The sequence below is a fragment of the Porphyromonas uenonis 60-3 genome (assembly GCF_000174775.1).
Lineage (GTDB): Bacteria > Bacteroidota > Bacteroidia > Bacteroidales > Porphyromonadaceae > Porphyromonas > Porphyromonas uenonis_A.
The window spans coordinates 23,822-40,335 of record NZ_ACLR01000088.1 but is presented as its reverse complement, the minus strand read 5'-3'; the positions used below and the strand labels follow the sequence as shown (position 1 = coordinate 40,335).

Sequence of the window (16,514 nt, the reverse complement as noted above, 5' to 3'; positions counted from 1 at the left end):
AAGAGATTGAGGGATAAAAAAGCGGACTCAACCACTACGATGGAGTGATTGAGTCCGCTCTGTATGAGGGTTCTGTCCTTAGCTAGACAGAGATGCCTCGTAGCTCCTTGGGCGGGAGTCGGTTACTTAGTGCGATTGATGATTACCTTCTTACCGCCGATGATGTAGATACCTTCAGGTAGCTCGTTAGCTGGGATAAAGAGGCGGATACCCTCGAGTGTGTATACCGTATCATCCGTGCTGTCGGGACGTAAGACGAGATCCGTAGCTACTTGTTGCTCTGTAATCTCCGCCTTACTGTCTGTGATACGCCAGCCCTTAGCCTTAGCCGCCTTGAGATGCTCGGCGGTTATTTCGTTCGTCTCGCCTGCACCCTTGTAGGTGTTGAAGAGACGTAGCTCACCCTTGTCTGTCTCAGCAGAGCGATCAGGCAGTTGAGCGATCAGCTGCGACACGAGCTCTGCTGTCAGCCCATTCTTCGTCATGTTGAGGAAGAGTAGCTTCGCACAGCCAGCGAGGTCAAACGTGGTGATCGCATTGTCAGCACAATCAATCTTTGCGATGCTCTTGTGCCCAGGCAGAGCAAGGCGGGTGACCTGCTGAGCGGTGATGTTAAGCTGGTCAACGTCACCCACAAGACGAACAAAGGTCGCGGTCAGCTCGCACTCCTGCTCACTGTCTGAGCTCTCGGGTAGATAGTCCTGCGTACTAAGACCATCAGCTGCAAGGAGGGTGCCAGCGTAATGAAGGGTAAAGCGCACTTTGCTCTTCATCGGGAGCTTTGTCTCAAAGCGCAGGGTGTTCTTGTCCGAGGTAAAGAGTTTGCCTCTCACCTCACCTCCTAGATGTACTGTAGACTCCCAGTTTTTCGTCTGAGCAGCCAGGATAGCTTCGTCGGGGCAGACATTTGCGTGCGTATCGTTTGCCTCATCAGCTATGAGGAGCGTACCCTTTCTCTCTGACATCTGAGCTGACTCATTAGATAAGTTAGGGAGAGTGGCTATAAGTGCCTTGACCTCAGCCTCACTCATTCCATTATTGCGGCAGTCCAGCATAGAGAGACGAGGGGTATTTAGAACAGGAGCTACCACCTTATTCCTTGGGTAAGCGAGAGACTCGAGGTTGTCGTAGTCAGTCGTGGTCTCAATCTTCGTCCACTCGCCATCGGGGAGGCTTAGAGAGATAATATCGCCCGTCAGGGTGACGGTCTGTGCCGTTAGGGTGAACTTGCCAGCCGCATTGGCAGCAGTAATCTCAGCAACGGATAGTCCCGTTACTTTGACGGGAAGGGCATCGGCCAGCTTGGCCTCTATCGTCACCTCGCTACCTACAGCTTTGTCCGTAACGAGGGTGATGACATTGATCTTGGGGACGATCTCAGACTCATTACCTTCGTGATCACGTTGCATCACCTTCCAGTTGAGCGCGTTGGCAGCAGCGATGGCAGCTGAGCTGTATGTGGGCGTAAGGTCTCCCTTGGCAGTAGAGACAAAGGAGATAGCCCCAGGTGTCTCCTCTTTCGTACGATTAGGCAGGTGTGATAAGGTAAAAGCGGAGCCCTCCTTATCAAACGGATTATCGAAACAGACCACACTTTCGAGCTTTTCGAAAGTAGAGAGATCCAGCTTGGTGAGCTTATTACCTGAGATAACTAGCGACCGAAGCTCTTTGTTGTCCTTTGACTCAAAAGCGGTGATCTGCTGATCTGCAAGAACGAGACTCAGCACATTACCCACGAGCGTTATATCCTGTGCCGTGACGATGGCATTCTTGTCTGGCGTACTCTCACTCTGAGAGAGTAGCTTGAGTCCACGTACACTTATAGGTTTAGAGGGATTTGTGAGGATAAAGAAGCCCTCTCCGACCTTTTTGGCCGTGGTAAAGGTTATCTGATCGTAAGAGGTGCCAGTGGGCTTGATCTCTTCGAATTTGCCACTTGAGAGACGACGATAGACGACCCAGCCACGGTTCTTGGCGAGGAAGAGGTCTGTATCGCTGTAGCTGTTCTTTTGAGCTTCAGAGGAGGCTTCGTCTACGAAGTAGATTTTGCCAGGCTCCTTCGCTGAGGTGCGGTCTGGCAGTGTAGACATCAGTCGTGTAGTTGCCTCACCTCGCATGCCATTACCGTAGCACTCTACGAGATTCAAGGACGAGCACTCCGACAGTCCCAGCTCCTTGACCTTACCCTTAGTGCAGACTAAGTGTGTTAGGCTACGATTCTTACCTAGATTGATACTGGTGATGTTCTTCAGCTCCTCCACCTTAAAAAGCTTCACATTGCCTCCGATGACGACTGACTTCTGCGTTACGGTATAAGGGGTGAATTTATCTCCGCTCTCAATGACGGGATTTCCTTCTATATTTGAGATGAGCGGGATATTTTCACCCTCTCCGATGATCCAGAGACTCAGCACCTCACTGACTGCGGGATCGACCCCGATAGTGATCTCGTCTGGGTAAAGCTCCACATTATCGTGCCCTACAAGGGTAGTAACGTGCCACCCCTTAGCATTGGCATCTCGGATGTCTTGAATAGTCCAGTAAGCATGGGTTGCCTTCTGGTATGCATTATAGAAGTTGAGCTTCCCCTCCTTTACCTTGGGGAGTGACCCTATAAACTGAGTCAGATGTGTATCCTTGAGTCCTGTACCAAGGATGGATATATAGTTCAACTTATTACACCCAGAGAGGTTGAGGCTTGTGAGCGAAGGGTTATTAACGCATTGCAGCCTCTCTAGAGTCGTATGGTTCGGCGCAGAGAGGCTGGTTATCTTTTGGTCGTTGTATATAGCAAGGTGCAAGAGCTGCCCCTTGATAGTGACAGTCTGTGCCGTGAGCTTGACCGTTGATATGCTGAGCTCAAACGGTGCGCTCGGAGGGACACTCTCAAGGCCCTCGACCTTGAGCTGACCTTGGTACTGAAGGCTTATTTGAATAGTCTCACCGACCGCCTTACTTGTCGTAAAGGTCAGCACATCATTCGTTGCAGTCTGAGCCACACTACCTAGCGGTATCAGTGCAAGGAGCAGGCTGTAGAGGAATAATAGATTTCGTTTCATAAAAGTCTTGTTAGTTTGGTTGTCTCGTTGCACAAACATGTGCAAGCTCGCAAAGTTAATAAGTTTCTCAAAAATATCCCCCTCTCTAGGTAACGAATTCAGGCTGCGGGCTATCCCTTCTGACAAAGGGCTACTTGTGAGATTTGCGGAGTCTAGGGTCCGTTGAAGTGTTTGCAGGCTACAGACTAATGTTAGTCTGTAGCCTGCGATAGTATCTTTGCCAGGTTCAGATGGTACAGAATCTTATTCACTCTAGCGGTATAAGCGCATACAAAAGGAGGCTGTCAACTAGTGTGACAGCCTCCTCTCGTTCTTGTTGTCTAACTTCTATCTAACCGTCAAAGCGTTGCGCTCATTGAGCCTTGCTCGTGCGTAGCTCTTTCCAAAGATCTATGACGAGTAGGGCAGCGATGACGCAGACGAATGGTAGTATGGCTGCCTGTGCCCACGTGAAGTGGGGTAGGAGGTCTGTGCAGAGGTGACAGATATTGAGCAGTAGGGTGAGACAAGCGAGTACGAAACTGACGATAGTGCTCCAGCGTCGCTTGCCGTAGCAGCTGCAGAGCAGTCCGACGAGTGGTACTAAGTAGAGTGCCGATCCCGTGAAGGTTGTCATGGCTGGGAGCATCTCTGTGGTCATCTCTTCCGTTGCTATGCTAAGACCAGCAAAGAGTGGCATCAGCTCACAGAGCGTGTGGAAGATGTATCCCATCGGGATGAAAGCCCATAGGAAGGCCGTGCGAGTTTGTCTATTCATGGGTTGTTTAGAGCTTTATGATTTTATAGATGCCAGCAGGTGTAGTCACTACGGGCTTGTTGCTGCCCTGCCCTGTAGCTGGATCGTAGCTGTAGAAGCCCATACCGTCTTTAGCGTGTATGCCGAAGTAGATCTTGCCGTTGTAGGCGATGGTGGCATTAGCACTCCAGCCACTAGATGCGGGCAGTGGGAGTATCTTGCCCTTGCCACTCTTGAGGTCTAGCTCATAGGGGACGAAGTCTTTGTTTTTGGTAAAAGTCTTGTCGTTGGGATCAACAACGAGCGAAGGCTTCTCCAGGAAGAAGTAGACCTTGCCCTTGTAGTAGGTCATCGTCATACCATAAGAGGTGGGTTCTGCGCCATCAGCTTTGGTCACGGAGACGTAGTACTCCTTGTCAAAGTCGGTCTCGCCCTTTTTGATCCGTAAGATACCCTCATGCTTGCCAAACATGGCACTGCGAGGTCCTGAATAGAAGTATATGTTACCTGCTTCGTCAAGGATGGCATTGGTGTGTCCGACCATACCCAGGCTCTGTACGCGAGCGTCCTTGATGACCTTCTCGACCTTGTCCGTGGCGACATCAATGACCGCCACTGAGGCTGGCTCATCGTATAGCTCCATCATAGACTTTGTCTGATTGAGACAGAGGAAGAGCTTGCCATCTCGCACGATACCAGTCCCAGCATCGGGATCTTTGTCAGGAGCCTCAGCCTTGGGGTCTGTAGCAGCATAAGGAGAGAGGTCTATCTCGCCCATCTCCTGCATGGTGGAGGGGTTAAAGATGACGAGCTGACCACGGCTAGCGCAGGTCACGCCGTAAGCCTTCGTGTCGCTGGCGAAGATAATCTCGATGACATTGGGAGAGCCCTTGAAAGAGAGCGTGGCAACCTCCTTGAGCTTGCCCTCGCTCATCTGATACTTGCGTAGCGTCTGCTCGCCTCCGTAGCCATACATACTGCCCGACATGGCATAGATGTAGTCTCCGTACTTCTCTAGGAAGAGGTGCCCCACGGGGAGGGTCTGAGAATTGTCAAATGAGGTCTGCACTCCCTCTGCGAGGTCTGCTAGGGGCGTGAGCTGGAAGGCATTCTCCACCTGTGAGGCGTAGATAAACTTGGCTTCCTGAGTCTGCTGCGGAGTGCTTTCCTCCTTTTGGCAAGAGCTGAGTGTGACTAGCCCTAAGAGGGCTGTTAGGATTAGTGAGCTAAGATGCTTCATCGTTCTATTATTTATTAGGTTTATAATTATCTTGAGTAGTTAGAATGTGACCTTGAGCTTGGCACGTAGCGAGCGTGTCGGGAGTGGGTACTGATACTCGGCCCATTGTCTTGTGTTGAAGAGGTTATTGACCTCTAGAGCTAGGTGGTAATGCTGGAAGAGCGTGTACTGCACTCCCACGTTGAAGTTCCATCGGCGAGGTACCTGTAGTCTGCTCACCTTGCTCGCCTCCCACCCATAGCTAAAGGGTGCCGTGTACTCGCACGCTATAAAGCCCTCGCCATGATCATCGGAGAGGAGTAGCTGGTCGCCCTGCAGACGGATCTCCGCATTGCCAAAGAGGTAAGGCATGTTGGGTACACGATAGTTGTAGTGGAAGTTCTGGCCGCCCCCGATCGCTGTCCTCATCCTATCACGTGCATCTTGATAGGTGATGTTGGAGCGAATGGTTAGCCAGGGGAAGAGGTTGGCACAGAGCTCCGCCTCTACGCCTGCTATGCGCACCTGGCCGAAGTTTGTGTACTTCATGATAAGGCTCTCCATGACTAGCTTGATCATATCCCTCACATTCATATAGTATCCGTTGAGGTCAATGCGGCAGTTGGGGTAGTCGTCAGGGTTGCAGAGCCAGTTGACGCCTAGGTTGAAGTTAAGGCTCCGCTCGGGGGCTAGCTTAGGCGAGGGGTAGATGAGTACGCCGTCACCGATGATCTCTTCGGCACGAGGGGTGCGCATGGTGTATTGCGTAGAGCCTTTGAGCGTAAGATTGGGGAGAGCCTTGATAGAGATAGCCTCGCTACCGCCCCATACGGAGCGTGAGCTGGTGAGTGGAGCGTCATCCTGCTCGTAGATGGTGAAGCCTAGTGGAGGTACCGAGGAATAGAAGTAGACATGCTTGGCACCTAGCTCATTGGTAATGCGCTCGTCCCACAGCTTCCACTCATGTGTCAGACCAGTGATAAGCGAGTGGATCTGCCCAGGATAGCCACCCACAGCGAGTTTGGTATACTTACTGGCAAGCTCATCGTGTGGATCACGGCGTGCGAAGCGGTAAGAGATGTTGCCTAGGAGGCGATGAGCGGGCGACAGCTGGTAGCGCAGGTTTAGCTGCTCCTGTATGTTGATGAGCTGGTCGTGTGAGTCATTGGGCATGCCACCTATCTCGCCTTGACCGGAGCCACTGGGGAAGGTGCGCCCAGCGAAGTCGTAGCAGTAGTGCGAGGTGTCCACATGGTTCAGTAACTGGTACGCGACGATACTTGTCGAGCTTAGATAGAGCTTGCCGTCTAGTATGCTCTTTGCGACTGATAGCGCACCCTGTAGGCTCGTCGTGTGGGTGTGGGCATGCTGGATGTTGTTTTGCAGATTGAGGACACCTCCCTGTATCTCCTGATAGGTGCGATCAGCACCTAGCGAGAGCGACAGATGGTCTATCCACGGCTTGTGCAGGGACAGGGACAGAGAGCCTCCATAGTTCGCATAGGTGTCATGATCTCGCCGTACCACCAGTCCTTGCTCAAAGGGGGAGTCAAAGGTATAGTCATTGTCCGTGTAAAGCCCTTGGAGAGCAAGGGAAAGGTTCAGTCCGAGAGCGGGCAAGTACTTATTGGCGCGCAAGCTCCCCTTGTGCGTATGGAAGGAGCCTACCTCATAGGAGGCGGTCAGATGGTCTTGTTGCTCCTCGTGACGCAAGATTATATTGATTGCTCCGCCTAGTCCCTCGCCACCGAGCCACGAGGGGATGATCCCCTTGTACACCTCTACATGATCTATTTGGTCTACCGCAAAGGCGTCAAGACTAGTTTGATCAGAGCTCCCGATAGGTACCCCATTGACAAAGATAGCAATGCGCTTGCCGTCTAGCCCCTGTATGATCATACGGGAAGTGCTCCCGATGCCACCCGTGCTGGTCACCTTGACCCCCATAGAGCGATTGAGGACTTCGTTGAGCGAAGAGACCGTACCGTGCAGCTCTCGTGTGTCAATGACGGTGATGGACGAGGGGATCTCACGCAGTCGCTGTGCCTGCCCCTTACCATGAACGAAGACTGTGCCTAGCTCCGCCGTAGAGCTTGAGAGGAGGATACGCTGAGGAGCTTGGCTTGCCCGCTTGCTACTATAGTGGAGGGTGTAGTCTTTGTACCCTACATAGCTTACCTTGATATGATACTCCCCCTTAGTTGGTAGAGACAAGGTGAAGGCACCGTCAGCATCCGTAGCTACGCCTTGATGTAGCTCCTCAATCCACAGTGAGGCGCCGATGAGTGGCTCCTGTGAGGTAGCGTCTAGCACCACACCGCTGTAGGTGTGTCGCCCAGGATTGCTCTGAGCGACGAGCGTGCAGACGGTCGATGACAGTGCGACTAATATGAGGCTATATACCGTGCGACCCAGCCAAGAGCTATGATGCGAATAGGTACTCATGCGTGTCTTAAACAAAACTTTATATACACGCAAAAGTACTAGCTATTCTCCTCTTTACCAATACCTAATGATGGGTAATTGCTGTGGTTTGTTCGTTCTTACAAAGGGTCACTTGTGAGATTTGCGGAGTCTAGGATCCGTTGAAGTGTTTGCAGGCTACAGACTAATGTTGGGAGCTCTAGAGTGCTGAGCTCAACATGAGTCTGTAGCCTGCGATAGTATCTTTGCCTGGTCTATGAACGAGACCTTTTTTGACCCTGATTGGGTAGCGGATTGCGAGCAGAGATGCGTCAGAACTCGCTGGTGAAGTGGAAGCGGATGTGCGGGAAGTCTTGCTGTGCCATCTGCAGGATGTAACTGCTCTCCGCTAGGTAAACGTCTCGACCTGCGCTATCTAGAGCCATATACTGAGCTTTGCGACGCTTGAAGTTGGCCAGCTCCTCGGCATCGTCGCTCTCGATCCAGCACGCTTTGTAGAGGTGCAGCGGCTCCCAGCGACACTCAGCGCCATACTCGTGGAGCAGTCGATACTGGATCACCTCGAACTGAAGTTGACCGACGGTACCGATGATGCGTCTGCCGTTGAACTGATTGACAAAGAGCTGTGCTACGCCTTCGCCCATCAGTTGGTCGGTACCCTTGATGAGCTGCTTCTGCTTCATCGGGTCGGCATTCTCGATATATTTGAAGTACTCAGGACTAAAGCTGGGTAGCCCCTTGAAGTGCAGCATTTCGCCTGAAGTGAGGGTGTCGCCGATGCGAAATAGACCCGTGTCGGGGAGTCCTACGATGTCGCCTGCATAGGCGTCGTCGATGACCTCTTTCTTATTGGCCATAAAGGCGGTGGGGGAGGAGAAGCGGACCTGCTTGTCGAGGCGTGTGTGACGGTAGTAAGCGTTGCGCTCGAAGCGTCCTGAGCAGACCTTGACGAAGGCGATACAGCTGCGGTGGTTGGGATCCATATTGGCGTGGATCTTGAAGACGAAGCCGGTGAAGTTCTCTTCGTAAGGACTTACCTCTCTCTCCTCGGCCTGTACGGGCTGGGGTGAGGGTGCGATACGTACGAAGGTGTCTAGTAGCTCGCGCACACCAAAGGTATTGAGCGCTGAGCCGAAGAAGACGGGTGCTTGCTCGCCAGCAAGATAAGCGTCGTGGTCAAACTTGGGGTAGACGCCCTCGACCATCTCGACCTCCTCGGCGAGTCGCTCGGCAGCGGCAGCGCCGATATGCTGGACGAGGTCTGGCGAGTCGAGGCTCTCGATATGGTGGATGTCCTCGACAACATGCTGCTTATTTGGCGTAAAGAGGTTGAGCTCGTGGTCGAAGATGTTGTACACGCCCTTGAAGCGGTCGCCCATGCCTATAGGCCAAACCATCGGTGTGGTTACGATGCCGAGCTCTTGCTCGACTTCATCGAGGAGGTCGAAGGGGTCTAGTCCCTCACGGTCTAGTTTGTTGATGAAGACGATGACGGGTGTGTGGCGCATACGGCATACCTCCATGAGGCGACGGGTCTGCTGCTCAACGCCCTTGGCATGGTCGATGACGATAATGACGCTATCCACGGCGGTGAGCGTGCGGTAGGTATCTTCGGCGAAGTCTTGGTGACCAGGGGTGTCGAGGATGTTGACTTTGTAGTCCTTATAGTTGAAGCCCATGACGCTGGTTGCCACGGAGATACCACGCTGACGCTCTATCTCCATGAAGTCACTGGTGGCGCTCTTCTTGATCTTGTTACTCTTGACGGCTCCAGCTACGTGGATGGCACCTCCGTAGAGGAGTAGCTTCTCGGTGAGGGTTGTTTTACCAGCATCAGGGTGCGCTATGACGGCAAAGGTGCGACGACTGCTTTATTTCTTTTTCTAAAGGGGTGGACATCGTAGGATGATTAGCTATTGTACTTGTAAACGAGCTGACGGATGACCTCGACAACCTCTAAGGTGCGGGCGCCTGTCAGCGTGCTATCGTTGGGCAGGTAGAGCATATCGGGCGCCATGCTCTGAGCTACGCCGCTGACTACACTGCTGTAGGACTGAAGTGCGGGTAGCTCGCTGAGACTCTCGAGTGGCGGTAGGAGCGGGACGAACTGCTTCTCCTGCAGAGCTCTCCCGAGCTCGTGGTGAGAGAAGTGGAGCATCGTGGGCTCGATATGTATCGGCTGACTACTATAATTAGGACGATAGCGGTGCGATGCGTCTTCTGGCCAGCCTAGATAGCGAAGTCCGAAGGCTTGCGTGAGATACTTGCGGTAAAGCTTAGCCATGAGGCGTCTTTTTATCTATGGCCTCCTCTAGATGCGCGATCTGAGGCAGTAGGACAGCTGCCTGCAGAGGGGCTAGCGGATAGGGACGTAGCCAGGCTTCGATGGAGAGCTTCTCCTGAGCACTCCAGCTATGATAAGGTGCGGTGATGGAGAGGCTACGATTTTCCGACCAAGTGAGAGCGCCTGCTATGCCGGTCTGTATGATCTCGCCCGTGGAGAAGGAGAAAAAGGAGAGCTGTCCCCAGGTGCCACAGGCTCGCTCGTCGATAGAACTCCCAAGCGCCTGCGAGCAGTCCTCGATGATGGTCATATTGTACCGCTGCGCCACTTCGCAGAGGAGCTCCATATTGGCGGGGATGCCGTGAGCATGCGCCACGATGATGGCGCGGGGTAGGGGAGTGCCCGCATTGACCATACGCTCGAGATGCTTACCGAGGAGGAGCGGGTCCATCGCCATGTTGAAGGAGGTGACCTCTACAAAGATCGGACGCAACCGCATCGCGAGCAAACAGTCGACGTACTCCTTGCGCCAATAAGCTGGTACGAAAAGAGACTCGCCTTCCCGCATTTGCAGCATGCGCAGTGCAGCGGTAAGTGCTACTTGTGGCGAAGAGGTCAGATGGATCGTGCGCTCGACTCCCAACAAACGGCGGAATGCTTGCTCAAATCCCGTACAAAGTCCCGAGTCGGTCAGAAAATCGTCAGGAATTTGCGCTTTAATCGCCTCTTGTGATGGGTAAACGCCTTGATAGTTAAGTTGTTCTGTCGATATTGGAGGCATCTTCTATAGTTTCTCGTTTTGGCTAGTTTCGGGCTCTTCGGCTCTTTTGTCTCTCTCTTGGGCTGTGCGGTGAGGAGATTTGGCAAAAAAGCTATGCCCCTCTCCACCTTTTCATCCGTGTGGCGGGGCATAGCTTTTTAATTTGTCTCTTATCCCTCGATCGCCTTGAGGAGATTCTTGCCAAGACTGCTAGCACCTAGACGGAAGAGCTCAGGGGTGAGCCACTCCTCGCCAAGGATCTCCTTGACGATGCAGTAATACTTGACCACGTCCTCTGGCGTGCGGACACCACCGCTCGCCTTGAAGCCACGACGCTCACCGTGGAGCTCGTAGTACTTGCGTAGCGTCTGACACATAACATAAGCGGCCTCCAGTGAAGCGCCTGGGTACTCCTTGCCTGTGGAGGTCTTGATGAAGTCGGCGCCTGAGTAGAGCGACAGGATCGATGCGATCTGTATCTGACGTGGGTCAGCGAGCAGACCGGACTCGATGATTACCTTGAGGTGCGCCCCACGAGCTGCGTCCTTGAGCTCCTCGATCTCAGTGCAGACTCCGTCGTAGTCCTCTGAGAGGAAGCGGTTTAGGTTGAGAACAACGTCTACTTCGTTGGCTCCTTCAGCGACAGCCATAGAGACCTCAGCGACTTTGATCTCTGGGAAGGTCTGACTGGCGGGAAAGCCTGCAGCTACCGAAGCGATGCGTACATCGGGACAGGTGAGCGTAGCCTTGACTGTAGGCACCAGAGCGGGATAAACGCAGATAGCGGCTACGTTGGGGATGTCGGGATGATTGGTCTCGAAGTCGTTAACGCCAGCGACCATCTTGGTGACGCTCTCGTCGGTATCACCTCCCATCAGCGTGGTTAGGTCGATACAGCTGTAAAGTAGCTTGAGGACTTCTGGTGTGTAGCACTCCTTATAGTGCTTGTCGATGATTGCTTGTACCTTGGCGGTTACATCGCCCTCGATAGGTTCGTAGAGCGAGATTGCTTTATGATACTTGTCTATCTGATGCATCAGTTTCTATTGTTTGATTGTTTATTATTCTATTGTGTCTATGGGGTGAGCGGTCAGCTTGCTGTTGTTTAAATGGCGAGTTGCGTCGCGTTTTGTCTTCTTCTGGAGGTTCTTCTCAAGTGCCTCCTGCAGGTTAATCCCGCATTGGTTGGCAATGCAGGTGAGTACCCAAAGCAGGTCCGCCAGCTCGTCCGCAAGGTCGAGATGATCGGACGCTTTGGCGCTCTGCTCGCCATAGAGCCGTGCCATAACACGAGCCACCTCGCCCGTCTCCTCCGTGAGGATCGCCATATTGGTCAGCGGATCAAAGTAGCGTACGCCGTAGGTGCGTATCCACTCATCGACCAACTGCTGTAGCTCGTCTAGCGTTGTCTGCTTTGCCTTGTCAGTAGCTTCCATTAGAGCGTATCGGTGTCTAGGATGATGGTCACAGGTCCGTCATTATGTATCTCTACCTGCATATCGGCTCCAAATTTACCAGTTTTAATTGAATCTGCGCCCATGAGAAGGCGCATCTTAGCGACAAACTGCTCGTATAGTGGCTCCGAAACCTCACCTTTGGCAGCTTCGATGTAGCTCGGACGGTTACCTTTGCGACAGTTTGCCATGAGCGTAAACTGACTTACGACGAGCGCTTCGCCACCAATGTCCAGCAACGAACGGTTCATCACGCCCTCCTCGTCGTCGAAGATGCGTAGCTTGCACACCTTCTGGCAGAGCTTCTCGATCTGCTCGGAGCCATCCTCGTAACCGATGCCGAGGAGTAGGACGATGCCCTGCTGAATGCTCCCAACGCAGTCGCCTTTGATCGACACAGAGGCGTGGGTTACTCGCTGTAAAAGTGCTTTCATACTGTTTCTTCTCTAGGTTGTTTCTATGTTTTCGTCAGGATGTAGGTGATTGTATAGCTTGCTTCCCTTGCTAGCTCCGAGAGTCTCGATCAGTTCGGCACGGCTAGCCTTGACGACCCGCTGAGGCGTCTTGAAGGCTCGCATCAAAGTCTCCTTACTACGTGCGCCAATGCCTGGAATCTCGTCCAGGATGCTCTTCGTTTGCTGCTTCGAGCGACTGTCTCTGTGGAAAGTGATGCCAAAGCGGTGCGCTTCGTCACGTATATGACAGACCACCTTGAGCGTTTCCGACCGACGATCCAAGACCAACGGCTCCGATTCGCCTGGACGATAGAGCTCTTCGAAGCGCTCCGCAAGACCGAAGACGCATACCTTGTCGTAGATGTCCAGCTCTTTGAGCGTATCGCAGGCGACATGCAGTTGACCCTTGCCACCATCTATGATGATCAGATCGGGAAGCGATTGTCCCTCGTCCAGCATACGCCGATAGCGCCGGTAGATGATCTCACGCATCGTCCGATAGTCGTCAGCGCCGACCACTGTTTTCACATGAAACTTACGATACTCGCTCTTCGCCGGCTTTCCATTCTTAAAGACCACGCACGCAGCCACAGGGTTCGTGCCCTGAATGTTTGAATTGTCAAAGCACTCCATATGGCGGGGTAGGCGATCGATGCCGAGATCCTTCTTCATCGTGGTGAGGAGGCGCGTGGCTCGTTGCTCGGGGTTGAGCTTCTCCTGACGCTTGTAGCAGTCCCAGCGATAACCTGATACATTGACCTGAGCCAGGTCGAGGAGATGCTTCTTTTCGCCCCGCTGTGGCACCGTGATCCGATAGCTGTCGCTCTCCCATTCGCCAGGCTCTGCGAGAATCACCTCACGAGCCGTGCTGCCGAAGCGTTGCCTCAGCTCCTCGATCAGGTAGGCGAGCAGGTCGCTCCGAGAGGAGTCGACCGTCTTCTTGAAGGTCAAGTTGTGCGCTAGAACAACCGCCCCGTGGCGCACCTGCATCATACAGACGAACCCGTTGACGTCGTCCTCATCGTAAGCAAAGACATCTGCCTCGCGAATGTTTGGTGCGACGACATGCTTGCCCGAATAGCGACGTAGCACCTCAATGTTCTGACGGTGCTGCTCAGCTCGCTCGAACTCCAGACGCTCGCTCATACGATTCATTTCCTCCACCTCTTCCTCTATGAGGATGCTGATCTCCCCCTTGAGGATGCGGCGTGCCAGTTGCACCGAATGGTCGTATTCCTCCGCCGATACGAAGCCTTGGCACGGGCCACCGCACTTTTTAATGTGGTATTGCAGGCAAAGGTCCACCCGCCGCTCTCGAACCACCTCAGGGGTCAAAGCATAGCGACACGAACGTAGCTGAAGGACCCGATGAATTAGATCAATCACCGTGTGAGCCATCGCCACGTTGGGGTAGGGGCCGAAGTAATCCCCCTTGCCCACCTCTTTTCTCGTGGCAAAGATACGGGGAAACGGCTCGTCCGTGATGACAATACGAGGGTAGGACTTGTCGTCCTTGAGTAGTATGTTGTACTTCGGCAGGTGGGTCTTGATAAGGTTGTTCTCCAAGACTAAAGCTTCCGCCTCCGTGTTGACCACAAAGTACTCTAGCTGGCGAATCTCGCTGACCAGCCTCGTCGTCTTCGGGTTCTTTGGCGAATTGTTGAAGTACGAAGAGACACGATTACGTAGGTTCTTCGCCTTGCCTACGTAAATAATCGTCCCGTTCTTGTTGCGGTACTGATAGCATCCTGGCTCTTGCGGGATGGTTGGGAGGATAGCTTTGATTTCGTCTCGGTTCATTTTGGTTGTTTCACGTGAAACGGACGCTTATCGTCCCAATAAGACAAGGAGTATATTGATGTCGCTCGGAGAGATGCCAGGGATGCGGGCCGCCTGAGCGATGGTGGCGGGGCGGATGCGGGAGAGCTTCTCGCGAGCCTCTATGGGGAGCGCAGAGATCTGCTGATAGTCGAACTTGTCGCCCAGCGTTAGCGACTCCAGTCGGTGAAGCTTCTGAGCGGCTTGCTCCTCTCGCTCGATGTAGCCCTGATACTTGATGGAGGTTTCGGTGCGGGTCAGGACCTCTGTGTCGTCGCCAATGATACTTGCCACCTGCGTGGCGAAATCGTTTAGATGGGCAATCAAGCCGCTGATCGAAACGTGTGGACGAAGGAGTAGGGTAGTGAGCTTGGTGCCAAAGTCCAATGGGTTCTCGCCTAGACTGCTAAGGTAGCCGTTAACCGACTCAGGCTTAACGGAGTAGTTGGCGCAGAGCTGCTCTAGCTCGGCCATCCTTTGCTTGATCTGCTCGAGGCGACTTAGTCGCTCTGCAGTCGCTAGTCCCAGTCGCTCCGCATAGGGTGTCAGTCGCAGGTCGGCATTGTCTTGACGCAGGAGTATACGGTACTCAGCACGTGAGGTGAACATGCGATACGGTTCGTCAACCCCCTTGGTTACGAGATCGTCAATGAGGACGCCTATGTAGGCTTCGTCTCGTCTTAGGATGAGCGGAGCCTTTTTTTGTAGAGCTAGGGCTGCATTGATGCCTGCGAGGAGGCCTTGTCCAGCCGCCTCTTCGTAGCCAGTGGTTCCGTTGACCTGTCCTGCTAAGTATAGGCCAGAGACTACCTTGCTCTCGAGTGTGTGGTGCAGGTCACGAGGGTCGAAGAAGTCGTACTCGATCGCATAGCCCGGGCGGTAAAGCTGCACATGTCGCAGTGCGGGGATCGTCTGTAAAGCTCTGATTTGCGTGTCAATAGGAAGCGACGAACTAAAGCCATTGAGGTAGTACTCGTTCGTCTCCTCACCCTCGGGCTCGAGGAAGAGCTGATGTCGTGTGCGGTCGGCGAAGTTGACGATCTTAGTCTCTATGCTGGGGCAGTAGCGGGGTCCAATGCTCTGTATCTGACCATTGTAGAGTGGCGAGTCGCTGAGCGAAGCGCGGAGTATGTCGTGGCAAGCTTCGTTCGTATAGAGAATATAGCAGGAGCGCTGTCGTAGCGGTTTCCTTTGCATCGGGAGGAAGCTAAAGTGTCCCGTCTCGTCATCGCCTGGTTGCTCCTCTACGAGCGACCAATCCACGGAGCGTCCGTCGATACGAGCTGGTGTCCCCGTCTTCATGCGGTCGGCATGATGTCCCGCCGCTACAAGACACTCCGTGAGGCCGTGGCTAGCTGGCTCCGAGATGCGTCCACCTGGGATCATCGTCCTGCCGAAGTGCATCAGCCCCCCGAGGAAAGTTCCAGCCGTGACGATCACCTTTGCAGCTGTAAAGGTCATGCCCAATTGCGTCACTACCAGATGTTTGCCATCCGCTGCGCCAAACTTGATGTCTACGACGAAGTCTTGCCAAAGATCCAACCCGTCCGTCCTATCTAGCTGACCACGCCACAGCTCCATAAAGCGCATGCGGTCTAGCTGCGCTCGTGGGCTCCACATGGCAGGGCCCTTGCTGCGGTTGAGCATGCGCCACTGTATGGTAGCCGCATCGGATAGTTGACCCGTATAGCCACCGAGTGCATCTATCTCCCTCACTATTTGTCCCTTGGCGATGCCACCCATGGCGGGATTGCAGCTCAGCTGCGCCACCTTGTTCATGTCTCCCGTGATGAGTAGCGTGGAGGCGCCCATGCGAGCCGTAGCGCACGCTGCCTCACAGCCAGCATGCCCTGCACCGATTACGATAATGTCAAAGTGAGTAGTCATTGTAGATACGTAGCCACGGCTGACGCACGTCAGCCTCATGCAAAGGTACGAATTTAGAGGTTAGACCTTAGAGATTAGAGGTTAGAGATTAGAACGCGTACATTCCACCCGCCAATACGTTCCTCCCGAGGAAATTCGGAATCTTCAGGGAGCAAATTAAAATTCTCCACGGAGCCGGGAAATAAAAGTTCGGAAGAATGAAATGAAACTTCGGAAGAAGCAAATCAAAGTTCCGATGAATTTTTTTGTTCCTCCGTGGAGAATCCCAAATTCCTCCGAAGAGATTTTCGATTTCCTCGAGGGTGTGGGCTGAGTGGCGGTGATCGGCTGTCAACGGCTGGCTGGTCGCAATTGGTTAGAGACTCTCTCTAACTCTAATCTCTAACCTCTATTTTCGTACCTTTGGGAGTAAATTGAT

General features: G+C 53.3%; 12 protein-coding genes. All 12 read right to left on the bottom strand.

Going from position 1 to position 16,514, the window contains the following annotated elements; translation table 11 throughout:
* Nucleotides 1–122: 122 nt before the first annotated feature.
* On the bottom strand, nt 123–3,059 hold the full coding sequence (locus tag PORUE0001_RS02415; RefSeq protein ID WP_007364894.1) for a hypothetical protein: 2,937 nt from the start codon (nt 3,057–3,059) through the stop codon (nt 123–125).
* Between the two features lie 352 nt (nt 3,060–3,411).
* Complete coding sequence (locus tag PORUE0001_RS02410; RefSeq protein WP_007364847.1) at nt 3,412–3,816, bottom strand: hypothetical protein; 405 nt, start codon at nt 3,814–3,816, stop codon at nt 3,412–3,414.
* A gap of 7 nt (nt 3,817–3,823) precedes the next feature.
* Nucleotides 3,824–5,035 (bottom strand): DUF4374 domain-containing protein, encoded by a 1,212-nt coding sequence (locus PORUE0001_RS02405; protein WP_007364848.1) that lies wholly within the window; start codon nt 5,033–5,035, stop codon nt 3,824–3,826.
* A gap of 39 nt (nt 5,036–5,074) precedes the next feature.
* A complete protein-coding gene (locus tag PORUE0001_RS02400) occupies nt 5,075–7,474 on the bottom strand; it encodes a TonB-dependent receptor (RefSeq protein ID WP_232501398.1) in 2,400 nt (799 codons plus the stop codon).
* A 275-nt stretch (nt 7,475–7,749) separates the two neighbouring features.
* On the bottom strand, nt 7,750–9,285 hold the full coding sequence (locus tag PORUE0001_RS02395; protein WP_050771552.1) for a peptide chain release factor 3: 1,536 nt from the start codon (nt 9,283–9,285) through the stop codon (nt 7,750–7,752).
* 62 nt (nt 9,286–9,347) lie between these two features.
* Nucleotides 9,348–9,722, bottom strand: coding sequence for a hypothetical protein (locus PORUE0001_RS10835; RefSeq protein ID WP_007364859.1), 375 nt, complete (start codon nt 9,720–9,722; stop codon nt 9,348–9,350).
* Nucleotides 9,715–10,503 (bottom strand): DegT/DnrJ/EryC1/StrS family aminotransferase, encoded by a 789-nt coding sequence (locus PORUE0001_RS02390; RefSeq protein ID WP_232501397.1) that lies wholly within the window; start codon nt 10,501–10,503, stop codon nt 9,715–9,717. The genes PORUE0001_RS10835 and PORUE0001_RS02390 overlap by 8 nt, the downstream gene beginning before the upstream one ends.
* 149 nt (nt 10,504–10,652) lie before the next feature.
* Complete coding sequence (gene deoC, locus PORUE0001_RS02385; protein WP_007364871.1) at nt 10,653–11,519, bottom strand: deoxyribose-phosphate aldolase; 867 nt, start codon at nt 11,517–11,519, stop codon at nt 10,653–10,655.
* Nucleotides 11,520–11,543: 24 nt separating this feature from the next.
* A complete protein-coding gene (locus PORUE0001_RS02380; RefSeq protein WP_007364873.1) occupies nt 11,544–11,918 on the bottom strand; it encodes a nucleotide pyrophosphohydrolase in 375 nt (124 codons plus the stop codon).
* Nucleotides 11,918–12,370 (bottom strand): D-aminoacyl-tRNA deacylase, encoded by a 453-nt coding sequence (gene dtd, locus PORUE0001_RS02375; protein ID WP_007364881.1) that lies wholly within the window; start codon nt 12,368–12,370, stop codon nt 11,918–11,920. The genes PORUE0001_RS02380 and dtd overlap by 1 nt, the downstream gene beginning before the upstream one ends.
* Nucleotides 12,371–12,382: 12 nt before the next feature.
* Nucleotides 12,383–14,191 (bottom strand): excinuclease ABC subunit UvrC, encoded by a 1,809-nt coding sequence (uvrC, locus tag PORUE0001_RS02370; protein ID WP_007364908.1) that lies wholly within the window; start codon nt 14,189–14,191, stop codon nt 12,383–12,385.
* A 27-nt stretch (nt 14,192–14,218) separates the two neighbouring features.
* Entirely contained in the window at nt 14,219–16,096 is a 1,878-nt protein-coding gene (gene mnmG / locus PORUE0001_RS02365; protein WP_007364896.1) for a tRNA uridine-5-carboxymethylaminomethyl(34) synthesis enzyme MnmG, read from the bottom strand.
* Between the last annotated feature and the right edge of the window lie 418 nt (nt 16,097–16,514).